Source organism: Micromonospora haikouensis (assembly GCF_000876225.1).
In the GTDB taxonomy this organism is placed as follows: domain Bacteria; phylum Actinomycetota; class Actinomycetes; order Mycobacteriales; family Micromonosporaceae; genus Micromonospora; species Micromonospora haikouensis.
Genome location: NZ_JXSX01000003.1, coordinates 24,862 through 50,945, shown reverse-complemented (window position 1 = coordinate 50,945; position 26,084 = coordinate 24,862). Strand labels below are relative to the sequence as shown.

The 26,084-nt window shown below is 75.7% G+C and carries 25 protein-coding genes; 5 read left to right on the top strand and 20 right to left on the bottom strand.

Going from position 1 to position 26,084, the window contains the following annotated elements; translation table 11 throughout:
• Positions 1-64 precede the first annotated feature (64 nt).
• Positions 65-1,057, top strand: coding sequence for a phosphotransferase family protein (locus TK50_RS21865; protein WP_043966755.1), 993 nt, complete (start codon positions 65-67; stop codon positions 1,055-1,057).
• 429 nt (positions 1,058-1,486) lie between these two features.
• Complete coding sequence (rpsT, locus tag TK50_RS21860) at positions 1,487-1,753, top strand: 30S ribosomal protein S20 (RefSeq protein WP_043966753.1); 267 nt, start codon at positions 1,487-1,489, stop codon at positions 1,751-1,753.
• A 311-nt stretch (positions 1,754-2,064) separates the two neighbouring features.
• Here rpsT and TK50_RS35735 read toward each other — a convergent pair whose 3' ends face one another.
• The 10 genes from TK50_RS35735 to pepN all read right to left on the bottom strand — a co-directional run bounded on the left by TK50_RS35735 (position 2,065) and on the right by pepN (position 14,113).
• A complete protein-coding gene (locus tag TK50_RS35735) occupies positions 2,065-2,748 on the bottom strand; it encodes a hypothetical protein (protein WP_422119953.1) in 684 nt (227 codons plus the stop codon).
• The gene (holA, locus tag TK50_RS21850) at positions 2,745-3,725 is read right to left on the bottom strand and encodes a DNA polymerase III subunit delta (RefSeq protein ID WP_043966751.1); all 981 of its coding nucleotides are present in this window, start codon (positions 3,723-3,725) and stop codon (positions 2,745-2,747) included. Before holA ends, TK50_RS35735 begins: the two co-directional genes overlap by 4 nt.
• A 123-nt stretch (positions 3,726-3,848) precedes the next feature.
• Complete coding sequence (locus TK50_RS21845; protein ID WP_043969222.1) at positions 3,849-6,248, bottom strand: ComEC/Rec2 family competence protein; 2,400 nt, start codon at positions 6,246-6,248, stop codon at positions 3,849-3,851.
• Between the two features lie 29 nt (positions 6,249-6,277).
• Positions 6,278-7,063 (bottom strand): ComEA family DNA-binding protein, encoded by a 786-nt coding sequence (locus TK50_RS21840; RefSeq protein WP_422119964.1) that lies wholly within the window; start codon positions 7,061-7,063, stop codon positions 6,278-6,280.
• A gap of 800 nt (positions 7,064-7,863) precedes the next feature.
• A complete protein-coding gene (locus TK50_RS21835) occupies positions 7,864-8,637 on the bottom strand; it encodes an SDR family NAD(P)-dependent oxidoreductase (protein ID WP_043966749.1) in 774 nt (257 codons plus the stop codon).
• The gene (locus TK50_RS21830; protein ID WP_082106809.1) at positions 8,637-9,602 is read right to left on the bottom strand and encodes a DegV family protein; all 966 of its coding nucleotides are present in this window, start codon (positions 9,600-9,602) and stop codon (positions 8,637-8,639) included. The genes TK50_RS21835 and TK50_RS21830 overlap by 1 nt, the downstream gene beginning before the upstream one ends.
• A 103-nt stretch (positions 9,603-9,705) precedes the next feature.
• A complete protein-coding gene (locus TK50_RS21825; RefSeq protein ID WP_043966747.1) occupies positions 9,706-10,335 on the bottom strand; it encodes a histidine phosphatase family protein in 630 nt (209 codons plus the stop codon).
• Complete coding sequence (gene rsfS, locus TK50_RS21820; protein ID WP_043966746.1) at positions 10,332-10,742, bottom strand: ribosome silencing factor; 411 nt, start codon at positions 10,740-10,742, stop codon at positions 10,332-10,334. The genes TK50_RS21825 and rsfS overlap by 4 nt, the downstream gene beginning before the upstream one ends.
• A gap of 110 nt (positions 10,743-10,852) precedes the next feature.
• Positions 10,853-11,449, bottom strand: a complete 597-nt coding sequence (nadD, locus tag TK50_RS21815) for a nicotinate-nucleotide adenylyltransferase (RefSeq protein ID WP_043966745.1) — start codon at positions 11,447-11,449, stop codon at positions 10,853-10,855.
• A gap of 147 nt (positions 11,450-11,596) precedes the next feature.
• Positions 11,597-14,113 (bottom strand): aminopeptidase N, encoded by a 2,517-nt coding sequence (gene pepN, locus TK50_RS21810; RefSeq protein WP_043966744.1) that lies wholly within the window; start codon positions 14,111-14,113, stop codon positions 11,597-11,599.
• A gap of 67 nt (positions 14,114-14,180) precedes the next feature.
• On the opposite strand from pepN, the gene TK50_RS21805 reads away from it, so the two are divergent.
• Positions 14,181-14,399 (top strand): DUF397 domain-containing protein, encoded by a 219-nt coding sequence (locus TK50_RS21805; RefSeq protein ID WP_013287999.1) that lies wholly within the window; start codon positions 14,181-14,183, stop codon positions 14,397-14,399.
• 129 nt (positions 14,400-14,528) lie between these two features.
• Here the strand turns inward: TK50_RS21805 and TK50_RS21800 are convergent, their stop codons facing one another.
• On the bottom strand, positions 14,529-14,930 hold the full coding sequence (locus tag TK50_RS21800; protein ID WP_043966738.1) for a hypothetical protein: 402 nt from the start codon (positions 14,928-14,930) through the stop codon (positions 14,529-14,531).
• 266 nt (positions 14,931-15,196) lie between these two features.
• Between TK50_RS21800 and TK50_RS21795 the strand changes: the two genes are divergently transcribed.
• Positions 15,197-16,444, top strand: coding sequence for a cytochrome P450 (locus TK50_RS21795; protein WP_043966737.1), 1,248 nt, complete (start codon positions 15,197-15,199; stop codon positions 16,442-16,444).
• A gap of 105 nt (positions 16,445-16,549) precedes the next feature.
• On the opposite strand, the gene TK50_RS21790 is transcribed toward TK50_RS21795, so the two are convergent.
• The 3 genes from TK50_RS21790 to TK50_RS21780 are packed head-to-tail and all read right to left on the bottom strand — an operon-like array spanning position 16,550 to position 18,478.
• Entirely contained in the window at positions 16,550-17,200 is a 651-nt protein-coding gene (locus TK50_RS21790; protein ID WP_043966736.1) for a DUF3618 domain-containing protein, read from the bottom strand.
• A complete protein-coding gene (locus TK50_RS21785) occupies positions 17,197-17,661 on the bottom strand; it encodes a phage holin family protein (protein ID WP_082106491.1) in 465 nt (154 codons plus the stop codon). The genes TK50_RS21790 and TK50_RS21785 overlap by 4 nt, the downstream gene beginning before the upstream one ends.
• Before the next feature lie 31 nt (positions 17,662-17,692).
• Positions 17,693-18,478, bottom strand: coding sequence for a hypothetical protein (locus tag TK50_RS21780; RefSeq protein ID WP_043966734.1), 786 nt, complete (start codon positions 18,476-18,478; stop codon positions 17,693-17,695).
• A 193-nt stretch (positions 18,479-18,671) separates the two neighbouring features.
• Between TK50_RS21780 and TK50_RS21775 the strand changes: the two genes are divergently transcribed.
• Entirely contained in the window at positions 18,672-19,151 is a 480-nt protein-coding gene (locus TK50_RS21775; RefSeq protein WP_043966733.1) for a DUF4383 domain-containing protein, read from the top strand.
• A gap of 37 nt (positions 19,152-19,188) precedes the next feature.
• Here the strand turns inward: TK50_RS21775 and TK50_RS21770 are convergent, their stop codons facing one another.
• The 6 genes from TK50_RS21770 to TK50_RS21745 form a co-directional block, all read right to left on the bottom strand.
• A complete protein-coding gene (locus tag TK50_RS21770) occupies positions 19,189-19,638 on the bottom strand; it encodes a GNAT family N-acetyltransferase (protein ID WP_043966731.1) in 450 nt (149 codons plus the stop codon).
• Between the two features lie 110 nt (positions 19,639-19,748).
• Positions 19,749-21,254, bottom strand: a complete 1,506-nt coding sequence (obgE, locus tag TK50_RS21765) for a GTPase ObgE (RefSeq protein WP_043966729.1) — start codon at positions 21,252-21,254, stop codon at positions 19,749-19,751.
• 93 nt (positions 21,255-21,347) lie between these two features.
• A complete protein-coding gene (rpmA, locus tag TK50_RS21760; RefSeq protein WP_043966727.1) occupies positions 21,348-21,602 on the bottom strand; it encodes a 50S ribosomal protein L27 in 255 nt (84 codons plus the stop codon).
• Between the two features lie 11 nt (positions 21,603-21,613).
• A complete protein-coding gene (gene rplU, locus TK50_RS21755) occupies positions 21,614-21,928 on the bottom strand; it encodes a 50S ribosomal protein L21 (RefSeq protein WP_007072512.1) in 315 nt (104 codons plus the stop codon).
• A 189-nt stretch (positions 21,929-22,117) separates the two neighbouring features.
• Positions 22,118-22,648 carry a hypothetical protein gene (locus TK50_RS21750; RefSeq protein WP_043966723.1) on the bottom strand — a complete coding sequence of 177 codons (531 nt, stop codon included), beginning with the start codon at positions 22,646-22,648 and terminating at the stop codon, positions 22,118-22,120.
• A gap of 118 nt (positions 22,649-22,766) precedes the next feature.
• Positions 22,767-26,075: an Rne/Rng family ribonuclease gene (locus TK50_RS21745; protein WP_043966720.1), complete on the bottom strand. Its 3,309-nt coding sequence runs from the start codon at positions 26,073-26,075 to the stop codon at positions 22,767-22,769.
• Positions 26,076-26,084 lie beyond the last annotated feature (9 nt).

Here is a 26,084-nt window from a genome sequence, read left to right as displayed (position 1 = left end):
GCCGTCCGACGCCAGCGGGCGACACGGTACGGCGGGAGTGGGCGGGGTGGGGCAGCATGGGCGGGTGACCCCGATCGCGCTCCCCCCGGTGTCGTACGACTCGACCGCCCACCGCCCCTCCTGGGCGGAACTGCCGGCGGGGCTGCGGGCGGCGGTGACCGCCCGGCTGGGCGCGCCCGTGTCGGTGGTGAAGGTGGCCGGCGCCGGGTTCACCCGGGGCTTCGCCGCCCTGGTGGCGGGCGCCGACGGCCGGCGCGTGTTCGTCAAGGCGGCGTCGCTGACCGAGCAGCGTCACCTCGTCGACTGGTACGCCCGGGAGGCAGCCGTGCTCGACCGGCTCCCCGCCGGCCTGCCGGTCCCCCGCCCGCGCTGGACGGTCTCGGCGGCCGGCTGGTACGCCCTCGGCCTGGATGCCATCGACGGCCGGACGCCCACGCTGCCCTGGGCCCGCGCCGACCTCGACGCCACCCTGGCCGGATATGCCGAGGTGGCGGCGGCCCTGGCCGACCCGCCGCCCGAACTGGTCGCGCTCGGCCTTCCCCGGCTGGCAGACCTGGCCCGGGAGGACATCCTCTGGTGGTGCGAGGTGGCCGCCGGCCGGGAGCCGGCCCCGGACCTGCCGCCCGGGGCGCGGCGGCGGCTGCCCGACCTGGTCGCGCTGGAGTCCCGCCTCCCCGGCTACGCCGCGCGCGGCGGGCTCGCCCACGGCGACCTGCGCCTGGACAACGTGCTCGTCGACCCGGCCGGGCGGGCCTGGTTCTGCGACTGGAACTGGCTCTGCCACGGGCCGGCCTGGTTCGACCTGGTCAGCCTGCTGATCACCGCCCACGCCAGCGGCCTGGACGCCGATGCGCTCTTCGCGGGGCACCCGGCGACCGCCGGGGCACCCACGGACGCCCTCGACGTGACGCTCGCTGCGCTCTCGGGGTACCTGCTCACCTCGGCGGCCTCCGGCCCGACGGATGCGTCCCCGCACCTGCGGGCTCACCAGCGCTGGAGCGGTGAGCAGGCTCTCGGTTGGCTCGCCGCCCGACAGGGCTGGGACCTCGCCGCCTGACGCCGTGGGGCTCGCTCGCTGTCAGGCGGCGTGAGACTCGCCGCCCGACCGCGTGAGGCTCGGTGCCCGACCGCGTGAGGCTCGGTGCCTGACCGCGTGAGGCTCGGTGCCTGACCGCGTGAGGCTCGGTGCCTGACCGCGTGAGGCTCGGTGCCTGACCGCGTGAGGCTCGGTGCCGCACGGGGCTGGGCCGCGTCGCCCGGCGGTGCCCGACCTGCTGTGCCCTGCCGACACTGTCCGGCCTGCGGTGCCGGGCCTACCGCGCCCGGCCTGCGGTGACCGGTCCGGTGGAGGCCCGGCCGGCGGGGCGCGAAGGGCTGTTTTGGCTCGTCCCGGCGGACCTGGTAACCTGGCTCTTCGCGCAGCGATGACGCATGCTCGTCGCGCGCACAAGCAGACCAACCCGAGCTATCAAGACGAGGCTGTCGCGTGGCGAACATCAAGTCCCAGATCAAGCGCAACCGGCAGAACGAGAAGCGCCGGCTGCGTAACAAGTCGGTCAAGTCGTCGCTGAAGACCGCCATCCGGAAGTTCCACGAGGCCGCTGAGGCCGGTGACGCCGAGAAGGCCGCCGTTCTCATGCGGGACGCCTCGCGCAAGCTGGACAAGGCGGTCAGCAAGGGCGTGATCCACTCCAACCAGGCGGCCAACCGCAAGTCGGCGATCGCCAAGCGCGTGGTCTCGCTCTCCGCCTGACGCGGCGAACACAGACCTGAGCCGGAAGCCCCGGGACCACCGGGGCTTCCGGCTTTCCGCGTGCCTGCCCGCCCGGCGCGGGGCCTTCCGGCGACGCAGGCGCTGCCACGTCGGCGACGCGAGTGCCGTCATGTAGGCGGCGACGCGGGGCTTCGGGCGACGCGGGCACTGCCATGTCGGCGACATGGGGCCTTCCGGCGGAGCTGATACCACCATGTCGGCGACATGGAGTCGATCACCTCAGTCCGCCACCGGCCCCGCGAGGATCGCCCCGTCCCGAAGGATCGCCCCGTCCCAGGCCGGGAGTCGGGTCACCGGTCGGGTCGGGTCTCCTCCACCCAGGGCGCCGGGCCGAACCCGGCGAACTCGGAGCCGACGAACCAAGGGTCGGCGAACTCGGAGCCCACGAACCGGGGATCGACGATCTCGGGGCCGACCGATTCGGAGTCGACGAGAGCGTCGGGGCCCACGCCCGGAGCCACGGGCGGTCCGCCAGACCGCACGCTGCTGATGGCGACCCGGCCCCGTGCACCGGCCGCACCAGCCGCGCCGGCGTGGCCGCCGGCACCGGGCACAGTGGCACCGACGTTCCGGGCCGAGGCAGCAGGGTTCCCGAGCGGGACACCGGCACCGCCGAACGGGGCGGCCGCACTCCGCACCGAGGCGCGGCCGACGACCGGCTCCAACTGCCGGCGGAAGCGGTCCCGCTCCTGCTCGGGCACCAGGGCGGCCGTCCGGACCACCAGCTCGGCCACCATGTCGTTGAGTTTGACCATCACGGCCACGGCGGCGGGCAGGACGAGCACCGCCCACCAGGTCACCAGCTCGGCCAAGGCGAGCAGGGCGGCCAGCGAGACGGCCCCCTCGAAGAAGAGGAAGCAGAGCACTCCGCCGGGGTTGACGAACCGCAGGCCGAGGGCCCGGGCGTAGAGGGGACGGTACCGCTCCTCCTCGGTAGGCACGGTCGCCCACGACGCCCGGACCGGCCGGTTCACCGGGCGCCGCCCTGCCGGGCCGCCGCGACCGAGAAGACCGCCCGCTCCAGGGCGTACGCCCGGTCGTCCGAGCCGCCCTTGACCGCCGCGTTGCACTCGGCGGCCGCCTGCATCGCCCGCACCAGTCCCTCCGGCGTCCAGCCCCGGGCCCGCTGCTGGGCGCTCTTGACCTTCCACGCCGGCATGCCGAGGCTGCTGGCCAGCTGGTACGGGTCGCCCCGCCCCGCCGCTGCGACCCGGGCGACGGTGCGTACGCCGTCGGCCAGCGCGTCGGCGATCGGGACCGGGTCGACACCGACGTGCAGCGCCCAGCGCAGCGCCTCCAGCGCCGCCGGGACGTCGCCGACCATGGTGGCGTCCGCGACGGTGAAGCCGGTCACCTCCACCCGCCCCTTGTAGTAGCGGGCCACGGTGTCGGCACCGATCCGGCCGTCGGTGTCGGCGACCAGTTGGGAGCAGGCGGCGGCCAGCTCGCGCAGGTCGGTGCCGACCGCCGCGATGAGCGCCTCCGCCGCGTCGTCGGTGCATTTGCCGCCGGCCCGGCGCACCTCGTCGCGGACGAAGGCCACCCGCTCGCGGTGCCCCTTGAGCTTCGCCGCCGGCACCACGGTCGCGCCGGCCGCCCGCAGCCCGTCCGCGAACGCCTTGCCCTTGGCCGCCCCGAGGTGCAGCACCACCAGGTGGACCTCGGGGTCGGGGTTCTTCGCGTACGCCAGCAGGGCGGCGACCAGGTCCTTGCGGGCGTCCTGACCGGAGCGCAGGACCAGCACCCGCCGGCCGCCGAACAGCGACGGGCTGAGCATCTCGGCGATCTCGCCGACGGCCAGTGCTCCGGCCTGGTATTCCCGGACGTCCACGCCCGCATCGACGGCGCGGACCCGGGCCACCGCTTCGGTCACCGCGCGCGTGGCGAGCAACTCCTCGTCGCCGAGGACCAGCAGAATGGGGGCGAGGTCGGGCGCGGTCACGCCGCCCATGTTCGCACGTCCCCTCCGCCGCGCGTGCCTGCTCGTCGAGCCCCGTGACGCCAGACCCCGCACTCAACGCAAATCTAGACATTCACCTCTCTATACCATCAATGCCGCCAATGCCCTGGGGTTTCACGGGCGTTGTCCGGGCGGCACGCCCCTGACCACCACGGCCATGCCGCCGCCACTGCGGACTACCGCCACGTCCCCGTCGGTGTCGGTGCGCAGCACCCGGGCACCGCCGCGCACCAGCCGGGCGAGAACGGCGGCGTTCGGGTGCCCGTACGAGTTGCCGGCGCCGACCGGCACCAGCGCGACGCTCGGCCGGACGGCGTCCAGGAACGCCGGGTCCTGGTACGCCGACCCGTGGTGGGCGACCTTCAGCACGTCGGCCCGTACGCCGCCGGGCGGCATCCGGTCCAGCAGCGCCCGCTGCTCCTCCGTCTCGGCGTCCCCGGCGAGCAGGATCCGCACCCCGGCGACCGTGGCCCGCAGCACCAGCGAGTTGTTGTTCGGATCGGACCGGGTGCCCCGCAGCGGATACGGCGGCCCGAGCACGACCAGTTCCACCCCGCCGGCCCGGTACGCCCACCCGGCCGGGGCCGGAGCCAGCACCGCCCCGCCCGCCGCCGCGGCGGCCCGCACCAGGTCCCGCCCGGCGGCGGGCTCGGGCCACTGCGGGGTGCGTACCGCCGCGACCCGGCGCCCCCGGAACACCCCGGCGACCCCGCCGGTGTGGTCGACGTGGAAGTGGCTGAACAGCAGCAGCGGCACCTCCCGTACGCCGAGCCGCCGCAGGCAGCCGTCCACCGCCGCCGGGTCCGGACCGGCGTCGACCACCACCGCCCGGCCGACGGCCACCGGCAGCACCAGCGCGTCGCCCTGGCCCACCGCGCACGCCACCGCCACCCAGCGGTCGGGCGGCCAGCCGCCGGCGACGAGGCGGACCGGCAGGGTGCCGGCGACCACCGCGACGGCGACCACCGCCACCAGCCGGCGCACCACCGGCCGCCGGGTGGCGACCAGCAGCGCCACGGTCAGCCCGGCCAGCAGCAGCGCGCCCGGCACCCCGTCCGGCCAGGGCAGCATGCCGGCGGGCAGCCGGGCACCGTACCGGGCGACCGTGACCAGCCACCAGGCCGGCCAGCTCGCCAGCCACGCCGCCAGCTCCGCACCGGGGGACCAGACCGGGGACAGCACCGCCGCCGCGACGCCGAGCACCGTGGCGGGCGCGATCGCCGGGACGGCCAGCAGGTTCGCCGGGACCGCCACCAGGCTCACCGTGCCGGAGATCCCGGCGACCACCGGGCCGCAGGCGAGCTGCGCGGCGGCCGGCACGGCCAGCGCCTCGGCGAACCCGGGCGGCACACCCCGCCGGCGCAGCCCGTCGCGCCACCCGGGGGCGAGCAGCAACAGCCCGGCCGTGGCCAGCACGGACAGGGCGAACCCCGGGTCGCCGGCCAGTTCCGGGTCGAACAACACCAGCGCTGCCACCGCCGCGGCCAGCGCCGGCAGGGCGGCCCGGGGCCGGCCGGCGGCCAGCGCCGCCAACCCGATCGCGCCCATGGTGGCGGCGCGCACCACGCTCGGCGAGGGGCGGACCAGGATGACGAAACCGACCAGGGCCAGTACGCACAGCCCGGCGGCCACCCGTGGACCGGCCCTGGCCCACCGGGCCAACAGGAGCACCGCGCCGACGACGATCGCCACGTTGGAGCCCGAGACGGCGTTCAGGTGGGTCATGCCCGTCGTGCGGAAGTCCTCCTCCACCGCCGGCAGCAGTCGACTGGTGTCGCCGACCACGAGGCCGGGCAGCAGCCCGCCCTGCTCGTCGGGCAGCGGCTCGCAGACGCGTTGCAGACCCGCCCGGAGGGTGCCGGCGGCCCGCTGCGACCACGGGGGCGGTCCGTGCGGCGTCGGCGGGCCGCGCACGGTGAGCACCGCGGCGGTCAGGTCGCCGCCGCGCGGCGCGCCGAGTCGCCCCTCGGCGGTCAGCCGTTGCCCGGGCAGCAACGCCCGCCACGCCGGGTCGGTGGCGAGCAGCAGGACCCGCAGGGACGCGGCGACCCGCACGCCGTCGGGGCCGGTCAGGGCGACCGACTCGGCCCGGACCAGCAGGGTCGCGGGGCGGCCCGCGACGCCCCGGAGCGGGCGCGGATCGGCCCGTACGACCAGGTCGGCGGTGACAGTGGCCCGGTCGTCGACGAGCGCACGGACGGCGGGGGCGTCCCGGACGCCGAGCCGGGCGGCCGTCGCCGTCGCCCCGCACACCACGCCGAGCAGCACGGCCACGGCGATCCACCCGTGCCGCCGGACGGGGTCCGCCGGGCGTCCCAACCGGCCGAGCAGATGCGCCGCGACGAGCACGGCCAGCCCGGCCGCCCCGGCGGCGAGCAGCGCCGCCGACCGGGCGCTCAGGTGCAGGCTCGCCAGCGCGGCCAGCCAGGCGGCCACGGCCAGCCCGGCCAGCCGCAGGTCGGGCCCGTCCCCGACACCGGCGGGCCGGTCGGGCGGTGCGCCGCGGGCCGGCACACCGGCGTCGGGCGACCCCGCGCTCACGCTCACACCGTCACCAGTTCCTTGAGCTGCTCGTACCGGGAGTCGCCGATGCCCTCCACCTGGCGCAGGTCGCCCACCGAACGGAACCCGCCGGTGCGGTCGCGGTGGTCGAGGATGCGCTGGGCCAGCACCGGTCCCACCCCGGGCAGCGTGTCGAGCTGGGCGAGGGTGGCCGTGTTCAGGTTGATCAACCCGGCCGGGGCCGCCGCACCCCCGGCGGCCGGCTGCCCAGGTGCGGCCGGGGCGGCACCCGGCTGACCCGGCGGGGCGGTGACACCGACCAGGATCAGCTCGCCGTCGGCGACTTTGCGGGCCGGGTTGAGCAATGCCACGTCGACGCCGGGCAACGCGCCGCCGGCGGCCTGCACCGCGTCGCCGACCCGCGCGCCCGCCGGCACCCGGACCAGCCCGGGGCGGCGTACTTTGCCGGCGACGGCCACCACCAGCTCACTGCCCGGCGTCGGGGCGGCGACCGGCGCTTCCGCCCCCGGTGTCGCGTCGAAGCCGGCGGCGGACGGCTCGGCCCGGACCGGTTCGGCCTGCGGGCGGGAGCGCCACGCCCAGAAGCCGGCGGCGAGCACCACCGCGACGGCGACCGCCGCCAGCGCCCGCACACCCCGCCGGCCGGGGTCGAACGCGCCGGGCCCCGGCAGCCGCGACGACCACGACGCGGACGCCGGCTCGCCGTCGGGGCCGAGGGTCGACTCACCGGAACGCCCCGAATCGTCGCCGCCGAGCAGGCCGTCGCGCCCCAGACCATCGCCCCCGGGTGAACCGGCGCGCCCCAGACCGTCGTCTCCGGCCGAGCCGGGCAGGCCCAGACCACCGTCCCCGAACGAGCCGGCCCGACCCAGAGCGTCACCCCCGAACGAGCCGGACCGGCCCAGAGCGTCACCCCCGAGCGGGTCCCGGACGGGAGACGACGCGCGGGCGATCCGTCGGCCCGAGCCGGGGTGCCGTTCCCCCGGCCAGGGCACCGGCCGCTCGACCATCGGCCCGCCGGCGGGCGGCCACCGGTCCTCCGGCGGCACCACGACGGCCCGCCCCACAGCAGGCCCACCCGTCGGTCCCGGTGCCGGCGGCGGTCCGGCCGCCTCGGGCCGCCCGACCGCCGGTGGCGCGACCGGCTCCGCCGGCACGGCCGGGCGTACCGCGGGTGTAGCCGGCGACGGGTCGCCCGCCAGCCATCGCAGTCGCCGCCGCACGACCGTCTCCTCGTCGTCTGACACGGCGCGAGGTTAGGCCGGCACGAGGCCCCTCCGGGGTCCACCGACCGCCGCCTGTGGACAACGAAGGCCCTTGTGGACAACCGCCTGATCATGCCCACCATGTGCTAAGGCCCCCCGCAGCCCGCGCCCAGCCACCCGGTGATCAAGAAGTTTGCGTCACCGTCGAGATCAATCCTGACGCTTTTCTCTTGATCGACGAGTCGGGGGAACGGGGGTGGTCGGTGATGTCGTATTCGACTCAGCTCCCTACGCAGCAGGGAGAGCACCCGGCACCGACGGTCCCGCCACCTGGTCCGGGGCCAGGGGCCGGACCTACCATCGGGACGGCAGGCGACAGCGCTCGGCGACGGGATCTGCGGTCAGTGGGCCTCGGGGTCCAGGCCGAGCGCGGCCCGACCGCCGTCGACCGGCAGGGTGACGCCGTTGACGAAGCTCGCCTGCGGCGAGAGCAGGTACGCCACCGCCTCCGCCACCTCGTCCGGGCGGCCGATGCGGCCCACCGGGTGCAGCCGGCCGAGTTCCGCCTCGACCCGCGCCGCCTCGGCCGGCGGAAGGCCGGCGAGGAACGTCTCGTGCCGCTCAGTCACCACCGAGCCCAGCGCGACGGCGTTGGTCCGGATGCCGTGCCGGCCGTGGTCGACGGCCAGCGCCCGGGTCAGCCCCTCCAGGGCGGCCTTCGCCACGGAGTACGGCAGTGCGCCGGGGACTGCCCGGCGGGCCTGGTGGGAGGAGACGTTGACGATCGCCCCACCCCGCCCGGCGGCCCGGAACCGGCGGACGGCCGTCGCGGCGCCGACCACGGCCGGCCGCACGTTGAGCCCGATCAGCTCGTACAGCTCGGCGGGGTCGGTGGAGTCGGCCGCGCCGTCACGGAACACCGCCGCGTTGTTGACCCAGCCGGCCAGCGGTGCGGCGCGTTCGGCGAGGTCCGCCGCGCGGGCGGCGTCGTCCGCGTCACCGGCGTCGCCGACGACGGCGCGCACCCGGTCCCCGGCGTGGTGCGTCCGGGTCCACTCCGTCGTCGCCGGGTCGCGTTCCAGCACCACCACCGTGTCACCGGGGGCGAGCAGCCGCTCGACGATCGCCCGGCCGATCCCCCGGCCCCCGCCCGTCACCACGAAGGAGCCACCCATCAGCGCGCCTCCACCTCTCCGTCAGGCCCCGAGCCGACCGGCCCCGAATCGACCGAACCCGCACCGACCAGACCCGAGCTGGCCGGACCCGAGCCGGATCCCCGCCCGCCCAGGCCGGGACGGCGGTGCACGACGACGCAGGCCAGCCCCGGGCCGGCGTGCGCGGCGACCACCGCGCCGGCCTCCGTGACGTACGTCGAACGGACCCGGCCGCCGAGTCGCTCGGTGAGCGCGGCGAGGAGCTGCTCGGCGCGTTGCGGGGCGGCGAGGTGGTGCACGGCGAGGTCGACGTCGGCGTCGCCGGCCGCCTCGACGGCGAGGTCGACCAGGCGGGCCACGCCCCGGCTGGCGGTGCGCACCTTGTCCTTGAGCACGATCGCCCCGTCCGGCATGTGCATGATCGGCTTGACCGACAGGGCGGTGCCGAGCAGCGCCTCGGCGGCCCCGATCCGGCCGCCCCGGCGCAGGAACTCCAGGGTGTCGACGTAGAAGTAGATCATGGTGCGGTCGATCGCGTCGGCCGCCGCGCGGCGTACCCCCGGAAGGTCGGCGCCCTCGGCGGCGGCCTCGGCGGCCGCGAGCGCCGGGAAGCCGAGGCCCATGCCGGTGGAGCGGCTGTCGACGACCGCGACCCGGTCGCCGCCGACCTGCGCGGCGGCCAGCCGGGCGGCCTCGACGGTGCCGGACAGTTCGGCGGACAGGTGCACCGAGACCACCGCGTCGGCACCGGCGTCGAGCAGGTCGCGGTACATCCGCGCGAACTGCTCCGGTGCCGGCCGGGAGGTGCTGACCGAGACCCGCCGGCCGCCGAGCGCCCGGGTGGCGTCGTCGGGGAACGTCTCGACGCCCTCCAGCCCCTCCGCGCCGTTGAGCACCACGGTCAGCGGCACGACGGTGAGCCCGCGCTGGCGCACGAGCTCGGGCGGGAGGTAGGCGGTGGAGTCGGTGACGACCGCGACGGGCATCCCGGCACCGTAGCCGATCCGGGCCCGGACCGCCGGGGCCACCTGACCCAGGCCGCCCGGGAACGGGTGGCCCGGGGAACCGGTGGCCCGGGACGCCGCCGGGTCAGACCGCCTCGGCCGCCGCCGTGGTGGTCAGCACGCCGACGTTGTGCGCCCGCAGGTGCCAGCCCCGCGTGCCGCTGTCGCGCAGCTCGGTCCAGTGGCAGTTGCGCAGGGAACCGATCGCCCGCAGCACCGCGTGGTCCCAGCCGAGCAGGTGCCCGCAGCCCTGCCGGGCCGCGCCGCCGTGGGTGGCGACCACGATCGTCCCGCCGGGCGCGGCGTCGGCCGCGTCCTGCAGGGCGGCGCCGACCCGTTTGCCGAGGTCGTCGAGGCTCTCGATGTCGGCGCCCGGGTCGGGGTCGCCGGCCCGCCAGCGGGCGTGCTCGTCGGGGTAGCGCTGCTCCGCCTCGGTAAGCTCCAGCCCCTGCCACCGCCCGAAGTGCCGCTCGCGCAGCCGGGCGTCGGCGCGCACCGGCAGGCCGGTGAGCGCGGCGAGAGCGGCGGCCGTGTCGGCGGCGCGGCGCAGGTCGCTGGCCACGATCGCGTCGGGGCGCAGCGCCGCGAGCAGGGGCGCGGCGGCGGCGGCCTGCTCGCGGCCGAGGTCGTTGAGCGGCACGTCCGTCTGGCCCTGCACCCGGCTCGCGGCGTTCCAGTCGGTGTTGCCGTGCCGCCAGACGATCAGTCGGGTCATTCGGCCGGTGCGGTGCCGGCGGCGGCGTCGGCCTCGACCAGGTCCCGGTCGACGAACGGGATCTGCGGGCAGTCCTTCCAGAGCCGGTCGAGGGCGTAGAACTCGCGCTCCTCGGTGTGCTGGACGTGGACCACCATGTCGACGTAGTCGAGCAGCACCCAGCGCCCGCCCCGCTCGCCCTCGCGCCGGACCGGCTTGGCCTTCTCCGGCAGCTCCAGCAGCCGCTCCTCGATGGCGTCGACGATGGCCAGCACCTGACGCTCGTTGGGGGCGGCGGCGAGCAGGAACGCGTCGGTGATGGCGAGCTGGTCACCCACGTCGATGATGACGATGTCCTGCGCCTTCTTGTCGGCCGCGGCCTGGGCGGCGGCCATCGCCAGCTCGTGAGCGCGTTCGGAAACTGTCACCGTTCTCCTTCGATCAACCGTGCGACCCTCCAAGCGTCTCACACGCGTCCGCGTGACGACCTGTCGGTTCTGGCCGGTTTCGGGGACGAACGACCGCATATCCGGCGCGATCACTGCTGATAGAGGCGCCGTTTCGCGATGTACTGCACCACACCGTCGGGCACCAGATACCAGACCGGTTCGCCCCGGGCCACCCGGGCGCGGCAGTCCGTCGACGAGATGGCCATCGCGGGCACCTGCACCAGGCTCACCGTGTCGGCGGGCACGTGCTTGTCGGTCAGCTCGAACCCGGGGCGGGTGACGCCGATGAAGTGGGCCAGCGCGAAGATCTCGTCGAGATCCTTCCAGGACAGGATCCGCTCCAGCGCGTCCGCGCCGGTGATGAAGTAGAGCTGCACCTTCGGCCCGTACTCGGCGTGCAGGTCGCGCAGCGTGTCGACGGTGTACGTCGGCCCGCCCCGGTCGATGTCGACCCGGCTGACCTGGAACCGGGGGTTGGACGCGGTGGCGATGACGGTCATCAGGTAGCGGTCCTCGGCCGGGGTGACCGGCTGGTCCGCCTTCTGCCACGGCTGCCCGGTCGGCACGAAGACGACCTCGTCCAGCCCGAACCGGTCGGCCACCTCGCTGGCCGCGACCAGGTGACCGTGGTGGATCGGGTCGAACGTGCCGCCCATGATCCCGACCCGCCGGATGTCTTCCCGCACCCGCAGATCGTATGCGGGCAGCGCGCGGCGGCGCCCCCGGCCCGGTTCTCGGCCCCTCCCCCGACCCGGGCCGCGGGCGCGGCCGGGGCCGAGGGAAGACCGAAAGCGGGACGGAACGGGGCGTTCCGGGCCCCGGGCCGCGGCGGATCAGGCCGAGGCGGCGGCCACGGCGGTGCGGGCCACCAGGGCACGGCGCAGGTCGTCGTCGGCGTCGGTGACCACCCGGCGCAGGCCGGGCGTGACGTCGTCGCGGGCCAGCAGTGCCGCGGCCAGCTCCCGGGTGGGCTGCGCCACGGCGTAGCGGGGGTAGGCGTCGGCCGCGACCTGGTCGGCCACCCAGGGGGTACGCCTCCGCGCCGCCGCCGGCATGTCGGCGAAGTACCGCTCGACGTACGGCCCGGTCAGCTCGGCCTGCTCGGGATGCCAGAACCCCTGCGCGGCGGCCTCGACCAGCCGGTTGGACAGCTCGGTGTTGCGCACCACGATCTCCCACGCCGCCGCCTTCGCGGCCGGGTCGGGCAGCGCGGCCCGGCACCGGGCGGCCCGCTCGGCGCCAGTGGCGCTCGGGTCGGCCGCCCTTTCGGCGGCGATCTCGGCCTCCCCTGCCGCGCCGAGCACCACGAGCCGGCCCAGCAGCGCCCAGCGCAGCTCGGCGTCCACGGCCAGCCCGGCGGGGACGCCGTCGCCGGCCAGCCAGCCGGCGAGCAGGTCGGCGTCGTTGCTGGCCCCGATCAGGGCCCGGGCGGCGGCGAGCTGCCGCGACCCGCCCGGCTCGGCGGCGGCGAGCAGGCGCTGGCCGGCACCGGCGAGCCGGAGCAGCGCCGCGTCCCGGGCGAGGGGATCGAGATAGCGGTCGACCAGCGGCCGGACGGTGCGCAGCACGTCCTCCACGATGATCACCTCGGTCTCGCCGGGGAGGGCCGCGGCGACCAGCTCCACCAGGGCGGCGACGGGCCGCTCGCCGTCGGTGGCCGCGTCCAGCGCCTCGCCCCACAGCAGGGCCCGGGCCAGCGGGTCGGCCAGGGTCGGCAGCACCAGCGGCACCGCGTCGACGGAGGCGGGGTCGAGGCGGATCTTGGCGAAGGTGAGGTCACCGGCGTTGGGCAACAGCAGCTGGGCGGCCGGCTGCCCGCGCAGCCCGGCGAGGACCGTCCGGCCGCCGTCGGAATCCGGGTCGAGGTCGACCTCGTCGCGGGTGACGGTGCCGTCGGCGGCATACCGGGCGACGCCGACGCGGTGCGGGCGCAGCACCGGGTGGCCGGCCGGGGCGGTCTGCACGATCGCCGCGTCCGCGTACCGGCCGTCGGCGTCGAGCGTCACGTCGACCCGCAGGGTGTTGACCTGGGCCCGGCGCAGCCAGCGCTCGGCCCAGCCCGACAGGTCCCGCCCGGCGGCGGTGGAGAGCGCGCCGAGCAGGTCGGCGAGGGTGGCGTTGCCGAACCGGTGCGCCGCGAAGTGGGCGTTCAGCCCGGCCAGGAACGCGTCGTCGCCGAGCCAGGCGACGAGCTGGCGCAGCACGCTGGCGCCCTTGGCGTACGAGATGCCGTCGAAGTTGAGCAGCGCCAGGGCAGCGTCGGCGACCTCCTCCGGCGCGACGGGGTGGGTGGAGGGGCGCTGGTCCGCCGCGTACCCCCAGCCCTTGCGGCGCAGCGCGAACGTCGTCCACGCCCCGGCGAACCGGGTCGCCTCGGCGGTGACCCGGGTGCCCAGGTACTCCGCGAACGACTCGTTGAGCCACAGGTCGTCCCACCAGCGCATGGTGACCAGGTCGCCGAACCACATGTGGGCCATCTCGTGGGCGATGGTGGTGGCCCGCAGCTCGCGCTGGGTGTCGGTGACCGCCGAGCGGAACACGAGGTCGTCGCGGAAGGTGACCAGGCCCGGGTTCTCCATCGCGCCGGCGTTGAACTCCGGCACGAACGCCTGGTCGTACTTGCCGAAGGGGTAGCGCTCGGCGAACAGCTCGTGGAACCGGTCCAGGCACTGCCGGGTGACGGTGAGGATCTCCTCGACGTCGGCGTCCAGGTGGGCGGCGAGGGACCGCCGGCACCAGACGCCCAGCGGGACGCCGTCGTGCTCGGCGCGGCGCACGTGCCACGGCCCGGCGATCAGCGTGACGAGGTACGGCGCCAGCGGGGCCGTGGGGGCGAACTCCCAGCGCCCCGGCCGGGGCGTCGCGGCCAGCGCGCCGTTGGCGGCGACCGTCCACTGCGGCGGGGCGGTGACGGCGAGCCGGACCGGTGCCTTCAGCTCGGGCTGGTCGAAGGCGGCGAAGATGCGCTGCGCGTTGTCCAGGAAGGACATGGCGTAGAGGTAGGTCTCGCCGTCGGCGGGGTCGACGAACCGGTGCAGCCCCTCGCCGGTGTTCGAGTAGGCCATCTCGGCCTCGACGACCAGCGTGTTGGCCTCGGCGAGGCCGGTCAGCGGCAGCCGGTTGCCGGCGAGCGTCGCCGGGTCGAGGGGCCGCCCGTTCAGGCGTGCCCCCAGCAGTTGCGCGGGCAGCACCTCGACGAAGGTCTCCGCGCCGGGGGTCGCCCGGAAGCGGATGGTGGCGTGCGAGCGGAACCGCTCCTCGCCTGCGGTCAGGTCGAGGTCCACGTGGTAGGACTCGACGGTAATCAACGCGCCACGCGCGGTCGCCTCTACACGGCTCAGGCTCGGCATCCGCTTATCCTGCCCGATGGGGAACCACACTCGTTTCCCGTCACGGCATGCGATGGAGGAAGCAACAATGGGTCAGCACCCCAAGGGCGACTTCGACCTGTCCCGGGCGGTCTGGCAGCGGGCCGAGGGGGACACCTCGGAAGGCGCGGTCGAGGTGGCCTTCGTCGACGACCTGATCGGCATGCGCAACTCCGCCGAGCCGGACGGCCCGGTGCTCGTCTTCACCCAGGCCGAGTGGGACGCGTTCGTCGCCGGCGCCCAGGACGGCGAGTTCGACCTGGACTGAACCGGGCCGCCGGGCCGCGACCGCCTGTCGCCCGCGGGGACGGCACGCCGACGTGCGTCCCCGGGAGCGGCAGCCGGTCACGGCCCGGCCCCGAACCGCCCTAACCGCGCGAACCGCCCGAAACGCCCGTCAGTCGCCGTCGCCCCAGCCGAGGCCGCCGGGGCCCGGGGCGTGATGGAAGCCGGGGTGACCGGCCACGTCGGCGCAACGCTCCCCGTCGGGGCCGATCGCCCCGCAGAACAGCCGCTCGGCCCGGTGCCAGGCGTCGGCCGGGGACAGCGCGGCGGCCCCGAGGGCCAGCTCGGGGCGGAGCACGCTCAGCCCCTCGGCGTACGTCACGGCCAGCTCGCGGGCCAGGTCGGGCCCGGCGGCGGCGAAGCCGAGATGCACGGTGAACCAGCGCGGTGGGCGCTGCTCCCGGCGGGGCCGGGCGAGCAGCGGGCCCACCGGCTCCCCGCCGCCGGCCCGGCCCGCGCCCAGCGCGTCGACCACCCGCCGCTGTCGCCAGTATCGCGACGCGTTCTCCCGCATGTGTCCTCCCCGTCGTGACTGCCCGGACGCTCCCGCCACCGGCGGCCCGAGCGCCCCGGACCGACCGGTCGCCGGCCCGTGCGCTCCAGCCAACCAGGTTCCCGACGCCCTGGGAGGGGCCAGCCGGCACCCGCCACGCGGGCCGACGCCGCGCCGTCGACCTCGACCGGGTTCAACCGGGGCGGCGGGGATTCGGCCGCCGCGACGTGGGTAGACGAACCCCCACCGCGCGGTGCCACCGGGCGGGGAACGTCAGGAGGGGTCCGATGGCCAGCATGCCGGCCGACCGCAGCCCGGACAGCACGCTGGCCCTGCTGCGGGAGGGCTACCGGTTCATCGGCGACCGCTGCGACCGGTACGGCACCGACATCTTCCAGACCAGGCTGCTGCTCGAACCGACCATCTGCCTGCGCGGCCGACCGGCGGCGGCGATCTTCTACGACCCCGAGCGCTTCGTCCGGGCGGGCGCGGCACCGAAGCGGATGCAGCGGACCCTCACCGGCGTGGGCGGGGTGCAGGGCCTCGACGGGGCGGCCCACCACGACCGCAAGGCCATGTTCATGTCGATCATGACGCCGTCGGCGGTCCGGCAGCTCGGCCAGCTCTTCGACGACGAGTGGCGGGCCCGGGTGCCGGCCTGGGAGCGCGCCGGCCGGGTGGTGCTGCACGACGAGGTGGCCCCGCTGCTCACCCGGGCCGTCTGCGCCTGGGCCGGCGTGCCGCTGGCCGACACCGAGGTGGCCCGGCGCACCGCCGTGATGCGGTCGATGATCGAGGGGCCCACCGCGCTCGGCCCCCGGCACTGGCGGGGCCGGGTCGGCCGCCGCCGCAGCGAGCGGTGGCTCGGGGAGGTCGTCGAACGCGCCCGGGTGGGCGTCCTGCCGGCCCCGCCGGGCAGCGCGCTGGGGGCGATCGCCGAGCACCGGGACGGCCGGGGGCAGCTGCTGCCCCGCCGGATCGCCGCCGTGGAGCTGCTCAACGTGCTGCGACCCACCGTCGCCGTCGACCGCTTCGTGGTCTTCGCCGCGCTCGCCCTGCACGACCACCCGCAGTGGCGCGACCAGGTGCGCGGCGACGACGACGCCACCGAGTGCTTCGTGCAGGAGGTACGCCGCTACTACCCGTTCTTCCCCGTCGCCGCCGCCCGGGTGCGGCGCTCCTTCGACTGGCAGGGGCACCACTTCCCGCAGGGCCGGCGGGTGCTGCTCGACCTGTACGGCACCAACCACCACGAGGCGCTCTGGCCCGAGCCGGAACGGTTCCGTCCGGAGCGCTTCGCCGGCTGGCGCGGCGACCCGTACGCGCTGGTGCCGCAGGGCGGCGGCGAGCACCTGACCGGCCACCGCTGCGCCGGCGAGTGGATCACCATCGAGCTGTTGAAGCGGGCCGTCACCAACCTGACCACGACCATGCGCTACGAGGTCCCGCCGCAGGACCTCGCGATCGACCTGCGGCGGATGCCCGCCCTGCCGCCGAGCGGCCTCGTCATCGCCGACGTGCGCCGCACCGCCTGACGGAGACGCGAGGAAGGGCCCCCTGTCGACGCGTTCTGTTGCCAGGGGGCCCTTCCTGAGCGGACGGCCGGGCCGCCGACGGATGCGGCGGCGGGATCTCCTCGGTCAGTACCGCACCTGGCCGCGGGACTGCTGCGCGTGGTCCTTCACGTCGTGGGCGGCCGACCGGGTGTCGTCGCGAACGGCGTGCACGGCGTCCTGGGCGGTGGCCTTCACCGACTCGCCCGCGTGCTGCGCCGGCTCGCGCAGCTCCTCCCTCAGCTCGCCGGCGACCTCGCCGAGCTTCTCCTTCACCGCGCCGGCGTGCGCGCCGGCCCGCTCCCTGACCTGGGCGGCCACCTGCTGCTCGCGGCGGCTCGCCGGGATCAGGGAGGAGACCAGCATGCCGACGCCGAAGGCGATCAGGCCGGCGGCCAGCGGGTTGCCCTCGGACTTCTCCCGCAGCACCTGCGGGGCCCGCTGGGCGGCGTCGCCGACGGTGGAGGCCGCCGAGTGCGCCTTGTCGCTCACCGTGGACGCGGCCGACGACGCCCGGTCGGCCACCGCGTGGGCGGCGTGTCCGGTGCTGTGGCCGTAGTCGGAAGCGGTGCCCATGACCTTGTCCCTCACATTCTGCAGCGCGTTGCGCGCCCGTTGCTTGCGGTCGTCGACGATGCGGCCGGGACTGACCTTGTACGCCAGGGCGTCCACGTCGGTGCTGAGGCTGTTGCGGGTGGCCTCGATCTCCCGGCGGATCTGGTCGGGATCGGTGCTCATCGGGTGACTCCCTCCGGGTGGGGCTTGAGCGCGTCGGGAATGCGCTGCACGCTGTCGTTGGTCTGCCTGAGGCCGCGTACGCGCTGGGCGTGCTTCTTGGCCATGGAGTAGAGGACGGCGGCGATCGCGCCCCAGAGCACGGCGACGATCAACGCGGCCCAGCCGGCGTCCAGCACGTTGGACAGCCCGGCCCAGAGCGCGATCGACAGGAACAGCGCCACCATGTACCCGCCGAAGCCGGCGCCGCCGAACAGTCCGGCGGCCTTGCCCGCCTTCCTGCCCTCCTGGCGGATCTCGGCCTTGGCCAGCTCCACCTCCTGGCGCATCAGCGTGGACAGGTCGGTGCTCACCTGGCGCAGCAGCTCACCGATCGAGCTGCTCCTGACCTCGTCCGCGGTGTGCGGGGCACCCGTGGGGTGGTACCCGGAGTCCAGTCCCGGGTCCTGCGTCGGCGCGGTCATGCCGTCTCCTCCCTTCGGCTGGCTCGACGGCTCACGGGCGGGAAGCGCCGCTGGACGGCACGCCCGGCAGCGGGTCGGTCTGGGTCACGGGGGGCAGCGGCGTTCCGGTGCCGTCCGCCGGGTCGGCGTAGCCGGTGGTGGTGCCCGGGTCGGGGTAGGCCGCACCCTGGCCGGTGTGGCCGACCTCGGGGGTCGGGTCGAGGTAGCCGCCCGGGGGGATCTGGTCCGGCACGGCACGCTGGGCCGGCGGCGTCGGGATGACGGCGGTGCGCTCCGGGTCGTACGCCCCGGTCGAGCCGCCGCCGGTGCCGTCGGACGCCGCGGACAGGCCCCGGGTCAGCCGGCCGGCGAGCACGCCGAGCACGGCGGCGCCGACGAGGAAGGTGCCCGGGTTGCGGCGGGCGTAGTCCTTGACCTCGGTGAGGATGTCGCCGGGCTGCCGCTCCTCCAGCCAGCCGGCCACGCCGTTGACGCGCTCGGCGGCCTGGTGGGCCAGCTCGGTCACCGGGCCGGACTGGCCGCTGTGCTGCGCCATCGCGCGCATCTCGTCGGCCAGCGAGCGCAGCCCGCCGGCCGCCCGGCGCTGCTGCTCCCCGGCCTGCCCGGCGAGCTGGTCGCGGGCCTCGCCGTAGAGGTTGCGGGCCTGCCGCGCGGCCTCGCCGACGACCTCGCGGCCCTGCTCCCGGGCGGTCTGCGCGACCGCGCCGCCCGCGTGCGCGGCCTCCGAGCCCACCTGGCGGGCCTGATCGCGTACGCCGTGGCCGTTGCTGGACTCCTGCCCGTACGTGGACGTCGTGGGTGAGAGATCGTAGGTCATGATGTCCCTTCCGCTCGGAAAGCCGTCGCGGTAGTCAATTCAGGGGATTCGCCAGCGTTCATCCCGCCGGCGTCTTTTGACCTACCCTCGCTCCACCGGCCCACACCTGATTCCCGGTTTCTCTGCGGAACGTGTCGCCGCGCACACACAATGGAGGATCGTCGGGGGCTGCTGATCCACGGAGGTGACATCGATGGCGCGTGACCGGCAGCGCCCACGGGCCCGGGTGCAGGTGGCCGCCGTCGCGGTGGCCGCGCTCTTCCTCCTGCTCGGGGTGCTCGGCTTCGTCCCCGGCATCACCACCGGGTACGACGACCTGACCTTCGCCGGGCACCACTCGGGCGCCGAGCTGCTGGGGCTGTTCCAGGTCTCGGTCCTGCACAACGCCCTGCACCTGGTCTTCGGGCTGGCCGGACTGGCCCTGGCCCGCAGCGTCGCCGGGGCCCGGCTCTTCCTGGCCGGGGGCGGCGCGCTCTACCTCGGGCTCTGCCTCTACGGGCTGTTCGTCAGGTTCGCCGGCAACGAGCACGGCGCGGCCAACTTCATCCCGCTCAACGGCGCGGACGACTTCCTGCACCTGCTGCTCGGCCTCGGCATGCTCGCCCTGGGCCTGCTGCTGTCCAACCGGGTGGGCACGGGCGGTCGGCTGGACGACCCGATCGACCGCCCCTGACCGGGCCACCCCGCCCGGCCGGCGCGCGCCCGCGCCGTCAAGCGGCCACCGGGAGTCGCTTGGCGAAGCAGCGGCTGTACGGGTTGTCGACGTACTCGCCGTACACGGGGATGGGGGCGTACCCGCAGGAGGTGTAGAGGCCGATGGCCGCCGGCAGGTAGCTGCCGGTCTCCAGCCGCAGCTCGGCGTACCCCTGCTGGAAGGCCAGGTCCTCCAGGGCGGCCAGCAGCTGGCGGGCGATCCCCCGGCCCCGGAAGGCGGGCCGGACGTACATCCGCTTCAGCTCGCCGGTGCGCGGGTCGAGTTCCTGGATGCCGCCGCACGCGACGGCCCGGCCGGCGTCGACGACGGCGAGGTAGCGGATGTCGTCGTGGGTGACGGTCACCTGCCCGTCCAGCCCGCCGTCGGCCTCGCGCAGCTCACGCTGCTGCGCCACGACCAGGGTGGCGATCTCCGGGTCGGTCGTGGGCCGCGATTCGATCAGCATCCCGTCAAGCTAGGCGCGGCGGATTTCCGGCAGGTTTCCGGCGGGCGACCCGCCGGCGGAGGCCCCACGAGCGGTCGTCGTCGCGTCGCCGGGCCGCTCCCCGACGCCGCCTACTTCTCGTCGCTCGCCCACTGCTCGTCGTCGAGGTCGTCGGCGAGGTCGTCGGCGGCGGTCGGCTCGTCGTCGGTGACGTCGGCCCCCAGCTCGTCGGCGGGCCGCACCCGGCGGGCCTTGCGCGCGGCGAGCCGCTCGGCGGCCGAGGGGCGGCTCGACTTCTCCTCCAGCCGCACGTCGGTGCCCCGGTTGCCGGGGACGAAGTCGACGCCCGCGTAGAGGGTGGGCTGCCAGTCGAACTCGCGCTCGCCGATCCGCACCAGGTCGCCCGGGTTGGCCCCGGCCTTGGCCAGCTTGTCCTCGACGCCGAGGCGGGCCAGCCGGTCGGCCAGGTAGCCGACGGCCTCGTCGTTGTCGAAGTTCGTCTGCCGCACCCAGCGCTCCGGCCGGTCGCCCCGGACGGTGAACGAGCCGTCCGGCTCGGCGGTGATGGTGAAGCCGGTGTCGTCGACCGCCCTCGGACGGATGACGATCCGGGTCGGCTCGGCCGGCGGGGCGGCGGCGCGGGCCTTCTCGACCAGCTCCGCCATGGCGAACATCAGCTCCTTGAGGCCCTCGCGGGTCGCCGCGGAGACCTCGAACACCCGCAGGCCACGGGCCTCCAGGTCGGCGCGGACGATCTCGGCGAGGTCCCGGCCGTCCGGCACGTCGATCTTGTTGAGGGCGACGAGGCGGGGCCGGTCGGCCAGCCCGCCGTACTGGCTCAGCTCCGACTCGATGGCGTCGATGTCGGCCAGCGGGTCCCGGCCCGGCTCCAGCGTCGCCGTGTCGATCACGTGCACCAGCACCGCGCAGCGCTCGACGTGCCGGAGGAACTCCAGCCCGAGCCCCTTGCCGGTGGCCGCGCCGGGAATGAGCCCGGGCACGTCGGCGACGGTGAAGGTGTGGTTGTCGACCCGGACCACGCCCAGGTTCGGCACGAGGGTGGTGAAGGGGTAGTCGGCGATCTTCGGCTTGGCGGCGGAGATGACCGAGATCAGCGACGACTTGCCGGCCGACGGGAAGCCGACCAGGCCCACGTCGGCGACGCTCTTGAGCTCCAGCACCACGTCGAGCTGCTCGCCGGGCTCACCCAGCTCGGCGAAGCCGGGCGCCTTGCGCCGGGCGTTGGCCAGCGAGGCGTTGCCCCGGCCGCCCCGGCCGCCCCGGGCCACCTCGAACGTGGTGCCGGCGCCGACCATGTCGGCCAGCACCTCGCCGCCGGGGGTCTGCACGACGGTGCCGTTGGGCACCTTCAGCACCAGGCCGCGCCCGTTCGCGCCGTCCCGGTTCGAGCCCGCGCCGCCCTTGCCGTTCTCGCCCTTGACGTGCGGGTGGAAGTGGAAGTCGAGCAGGGTGTGCACCTGCGGGTCGACGACCAGCGTCACGCTGCCGCCGTGCCCGCCGTTGCCGCCGTCCGGGCCGCCGAACGGCTTGAACTTCTCCCGGTGGATCGAGACACAGCCGTGCCCGCCGTCGCCGGCCTGCAGGTGCAGGACGACCCGGTCCACGAACATCGTCACGTCGTCAATCCTTCCAGCGGGAGACGCCCCGCACGTACGAGAAAAGCGAAGCGGGCCGGGACCAACCGGTCCGCGGCCCGCGACGCGTCGAAACTACTGCTGCGGCACGATGCTGACGGTCTTGCGACCGCGCTTGGTGCCGAACAGGACCGAGCCGGCGGCCAGCGCGAAGAGCGTGTCGTCGCCGCCACGGCCGACCAGGTCACCGGGGTGGAACTTGGTGCCACGCTGCCGGATGAGGATCTCACCCGCGCTGACCACCTGACCACCGAAGCGCTTCACGCCGAGCCGCTGGGCCGCGGAGTCACGGCCGTTACGCGAGCTGGACGCACCCTTTTTGTGAGCCATCTGAGGACGACCTACTTCCCGCTGGAGATGCCGGTCACCTTGACCTGGGTCAGCGGCTGGCGGTGACCCTGGCGCTTGTGGTAGCCGGTCTTGTTCTTGAACTTGTGGATCTTGATCTTCGGGCCCTTGGTGTGCGCGGCGATCTCGCCGGACACCGCGACCTCGGCAAGCTTCGCCGCGTCGGTCACCAGGTCGTCACCGTCGACGAGGAGCACCGCGGTGAGCTTCACCGCGTCGCCGGGGGCACCGGCGAGCTTCTCGACCTCGATCACGTCGCCCTCGGCGACCTTGTACTGCTTGCCGCCGGTCTTGACGATCGCGTACATCGGAGGCGGACTCCCTGTCGTTGAGGCTGCTGGCGGTCGTTCCCTCGGCGGCTCGCCGGGTAGCAGAAGCGCGGCGGCGCGGGCACGCGGGAACACGGCACACCAAAGTGCGCCGCAAGATAGCGTACGCCATCGGCGGGGCGACACCCAAACCGGGGTGCGCCGTCCCGACTGCCGGCGGGGAGCCGGTCAGCGGGCGCAGAGCTGGTCGAGGCGCTGCTGGAGCTCGTCCAGCTCCTCCTCGTCGATCGCGTCCACGTCGGTGCCGAGCATCCCCACCTCGGTGGCGAGGTCGGCCAGGAGCGTCCGCAGCTGCGGGTCGGACGCCCGGGTCGACTGCTCCCGCAGCGCCGTGCGCCAGCCGGTCAACGCCGCCTCCGCCCGCTTGCGGGCAGCCTCCGCCGTGGCGCTGTCGCTCGCGCCGACCGCACCGATCATCCGGCCCAGCTCCGCCACGTACGTGCGGACCGCCGCGCCGCTGGCCTGCTGGGCGGCGGCGCAGACCTCCGGGGCGTTCCCCCCGGCCGCGCCGCTCGCGGCGGGCGGCCCGCCCGACGCGCCGGGTGCCGCGCCCCCGCCGCCCGGGGTGGCCCCGCCGGCCGCCGCCGGGGAGGAGCCGCCCGGCCCGTCGGCGGGGTCGGAGCCGGAGCGCTCGGCGGAGCAGGCCGCCGTGGCGGACAGGACGACCGCGGCGACGGTGAGGGCGAGCAGACGACGCATTCTTCTTCTCCTGACCGGGGGTGGCCGATCCTAACCGGGGTCCGGCACGCGACAGGACCCCCGCCCCGGTGCTGTCACCCGGGCAGGGGCCCTGCGAAACGCGCGGCCGGTCAGCCGGTCACGGGCGGGTACGCCGCCGGGTACCGCCCCGGCGGGAGCGCCGCCGGCTGCCACCGGTGTCGCCGCCGTCGCCGTCGCCCTCGTCGTCGCCGAGCGCGTCCGGGTCGTCGGCACCCGCCAGCCGGGCGGACTCGCCCTGCTGGCTGTCCGCCACGGCCGGCGCGGCGGCGGTGTCCGCCTCGTACCGGGACAGGTCGTAGCCCATCGTGTCGTGGTAGTCGGCCTCGGTGTCGGCGTCGGCCGGCGCCTCGACCACCTCGACCACCGTGCGCTCCGGGGCCGCGCTCTTGCGCGCCCGACGCCTCGACGACGCCCCCCCGACCGACTCGGCCGGGGCCGGTGCGGCGGCGGGGGCCGCCGAGGCGACCGCCTTGACCTTCTCCCCCGCGCCGCCGCCCGAACGGGGCTTCTCCGGCACCGGCTCGGTGTGGATGATCAGGCCCCGCCCCTTGCAGCACTCGCAGGGCTCGCTGAACGCCTCCAGCAGCCCCGCGCCGATCCGCTTGCGGGTCATCTGCACCAGGCCGAGCGAGGTGATCTCGGTGACCTGGTGCTTCGTGCGGTCCCGGCCGAGGCACTCCGTGAGCCGGCGCAGCACCAGCTCACGGTTCGACTCCAGCACCATGTCGATGAAGTCGATCACGACGATGCCGCCGATGTCGCGCAACCGGAGCTGGCGGACGATCTCCTCGGCCGCCTCCAGGTTGTTCCGGGTGACCGTCTCCTCCAGGTTGCCGCCGGAGCCGGTGTACTTGCCGGTGTTGACGTCGATGACGGTCATCGCCTCGGTGCGGTCGATCACCAGCGAGCCGCCGGAGGGCAGGAAGACCTTCCGGTCCAGGCCCTTGAGGATCTGCTCGTCGATCCGGTACGTGGCGAACACGTCGGTCGTGCCGGCGTGCCGGCGCACCCGGTCGACCAGGTCCGGCGAGACGTGCGACAGGTACGACTCGACCATCCCGTACGACTCGTCGCCCTCGATCACCAGCTCGCGGAAGTCCTCGTTGAACAGGTCCCGCACGACCCGGATGACCAAGTCCGGCTCCTCGTAGAGCAGCACCGGGGCGCCGCCGGAGGCGGCCTTGGCCTGGATGTCCTCCCACTGGGCCTGCAGGCGCTTGACGTCGCGGGCCAGCTCGTCCTCGCTCGCCCCCTCGGCGGCGGTCCGGACGATCACGCCCGCGCCGTCCGGGACCAGCTTCTTGAGCGCGTCGCGCAGCCGCTTGCGCTCGGTGTCCGGCAGCTTGCGGCTGATGCCCGAGGCGTTGCCGTTCGGCACGTAGACCAGGTGCCGGCCGGAGAGCGCGATGTGGCTGGTCAGCCGGGCGCCCTTGTGCCCGATCGGGTCCTTGGTGACCTGCACCAGCACCGAGTCGCCGGAGCGCAGGGCCTGCTCGATCGACCGGGCCCGCCCCTCCAGGCCGGTGGTGTCCCAGTTGACCTCGCCCGCGTACAGGACGGCGTTGCGGCCGCGCCCGATGTCGACGAAGGCCGCCTCCATGCTCGGCAGGACGTTCTGCACCTTGCCGAGGTAGACGTTGCCGGCCATGGTGCCGGAGGAGTTGCGGGTGACGTAGTGCTCGACCAGCACGCCGTCCTCCAGGACGGCGATCTGGGTGCGGTCACCGCGCTGGCGGACGGCCATCACCCGGTCGACCGCCTCCCGGCGGGCCAGGAACTCGGACTCGCTCAGGATCGGCGGGCGGGTCCGGCGCTGCTCCCGGCCGTCCCGGCGGCGCTGCCGCTTGGCCTCCAGCCGGGTCGAGCCGGAGACGCCCTGCACCTCGTCGACGGCCTTGCGCGGCTCCCGGATCTTGACGACCGTCGGCACGCCGTCGTCGGCGCCCCCGTCGGTGTCCCCGGCGCCCCGGCGGCGGCGACGCCGCCGACGACGGGTCAGCCCGTCCCCGCCCTCGTCGGTCTCGCCCTCGTCCTCGTCGCCCTCGGCCTCGGCCTCGGGCTCCTCGGCCTGGGCGGCCTCCTCGGCCTCGTCGTCGTCGGCCTCGTCCGCGCCGCCCTTGCCCCGGCCCCGGCCCCGGCGTCCCCGGCGGCGACGCCGACGGGCGGCGGTCTCCTCGTCTTCCTCGTCCTCGGCGGCCTCGGGCTCCTCCGCCTCGGCGGCCGGCTCCTCCTCGACCTCCGGCGCCTCGGCCTGCTCGACCGGCTCGACCTCGCGCCGGGCGCGGCGACGCCGGCGGGACGGCTCGGGCTGCTCCTCGACCGGCTCCGGCTCGACGGGGGTCGACACCACGACGCGGGCGACCGGCGGCTCGTCCGGCTGCGGGGCCATGAAGAGGACGGTCGGCGCGGAGAGAACGGCCCGCCGCCGGCGGGTCCTCGGCTCGGCGGCCTCGACGGGCTCGCCGGGCTCGGCGGCCTCGACGGGCTGGCTGGCCGGCGCGGGCTCGGCGACCTGGGCGGGCTCGGCAGGCTCGATGGCCTCGGCAGCCTCGGCGGTGCCGGCCGGCAGTTCGACGGCACCGGAGACGGCCACCCCGGGCGGCACCTCCCCGGAACGGTTCTCGGCGCCGCTGGACCGGCGGCGGCCACGCCCGGCGGCGGCCCGGCCCGAAGCGGCCGGCTGGCTGGCCTCGGTCGCGCCGGCCGCCGGCTGGTCCACGGCACCGCCGGCAGCGGAAGCATCCGGCTGGGCTGCGGCAACGGACGGCGGCTGGGCTGCCGGCGGCTCGGTCACGGCCGGCGTCGGCGCGGCCTCCGTCGGCTGCTCGCCCGTCGCGGCGACCTCGGCCGGCTCGGCGGCCGGGGCCTCCGCCGGGGGCGCGGCGGCCTTGCGGCGGCGGGTCCGGGTGACCTTGACCGGGGGTACGACCTCCGCGCCGGCCTCCTCCGCGGCGGCGGCGACGATCGGCTCCGCCGTCGCCTTCGCGGTGGTCGCCTTCCGGCGTCGACGCGGCGTCTTCGGCGCCTCCTCCAGCTCACCGGCGACCGGGGCGAGGACCTCGGCCTGGGGGGCCTCCCCGCTGGCCGAGCCGGCGGAGGTGGACGCCTCCACCGGAGCCTCGGTCTGCTCCGGCTGGTTCAGCGGGGTGGCCCGCCGACGGGTGGCCCGCTTGCGGGGCGGCGGGGCCGGCGCCTCGGCGGCGGCATCCCCGGCGACCTCGCCCTGCGCGGCGGTGGGCCCGCCGGCCGGGGCCGCCCCCTCGGCGGTGGGGCCGCCCGCGGTGAGATCCGCCGTGCCGGTGACGGTGTCACCGCCGGCGCGGCCGGTGTCGGTGGTGCGGTCAGCGGTGTCGCCGGCCGGCTGGGAACCGGTCCGTTCGCCGCCCTCGGGCTCGTTCTCGAGCATGGACGTTCT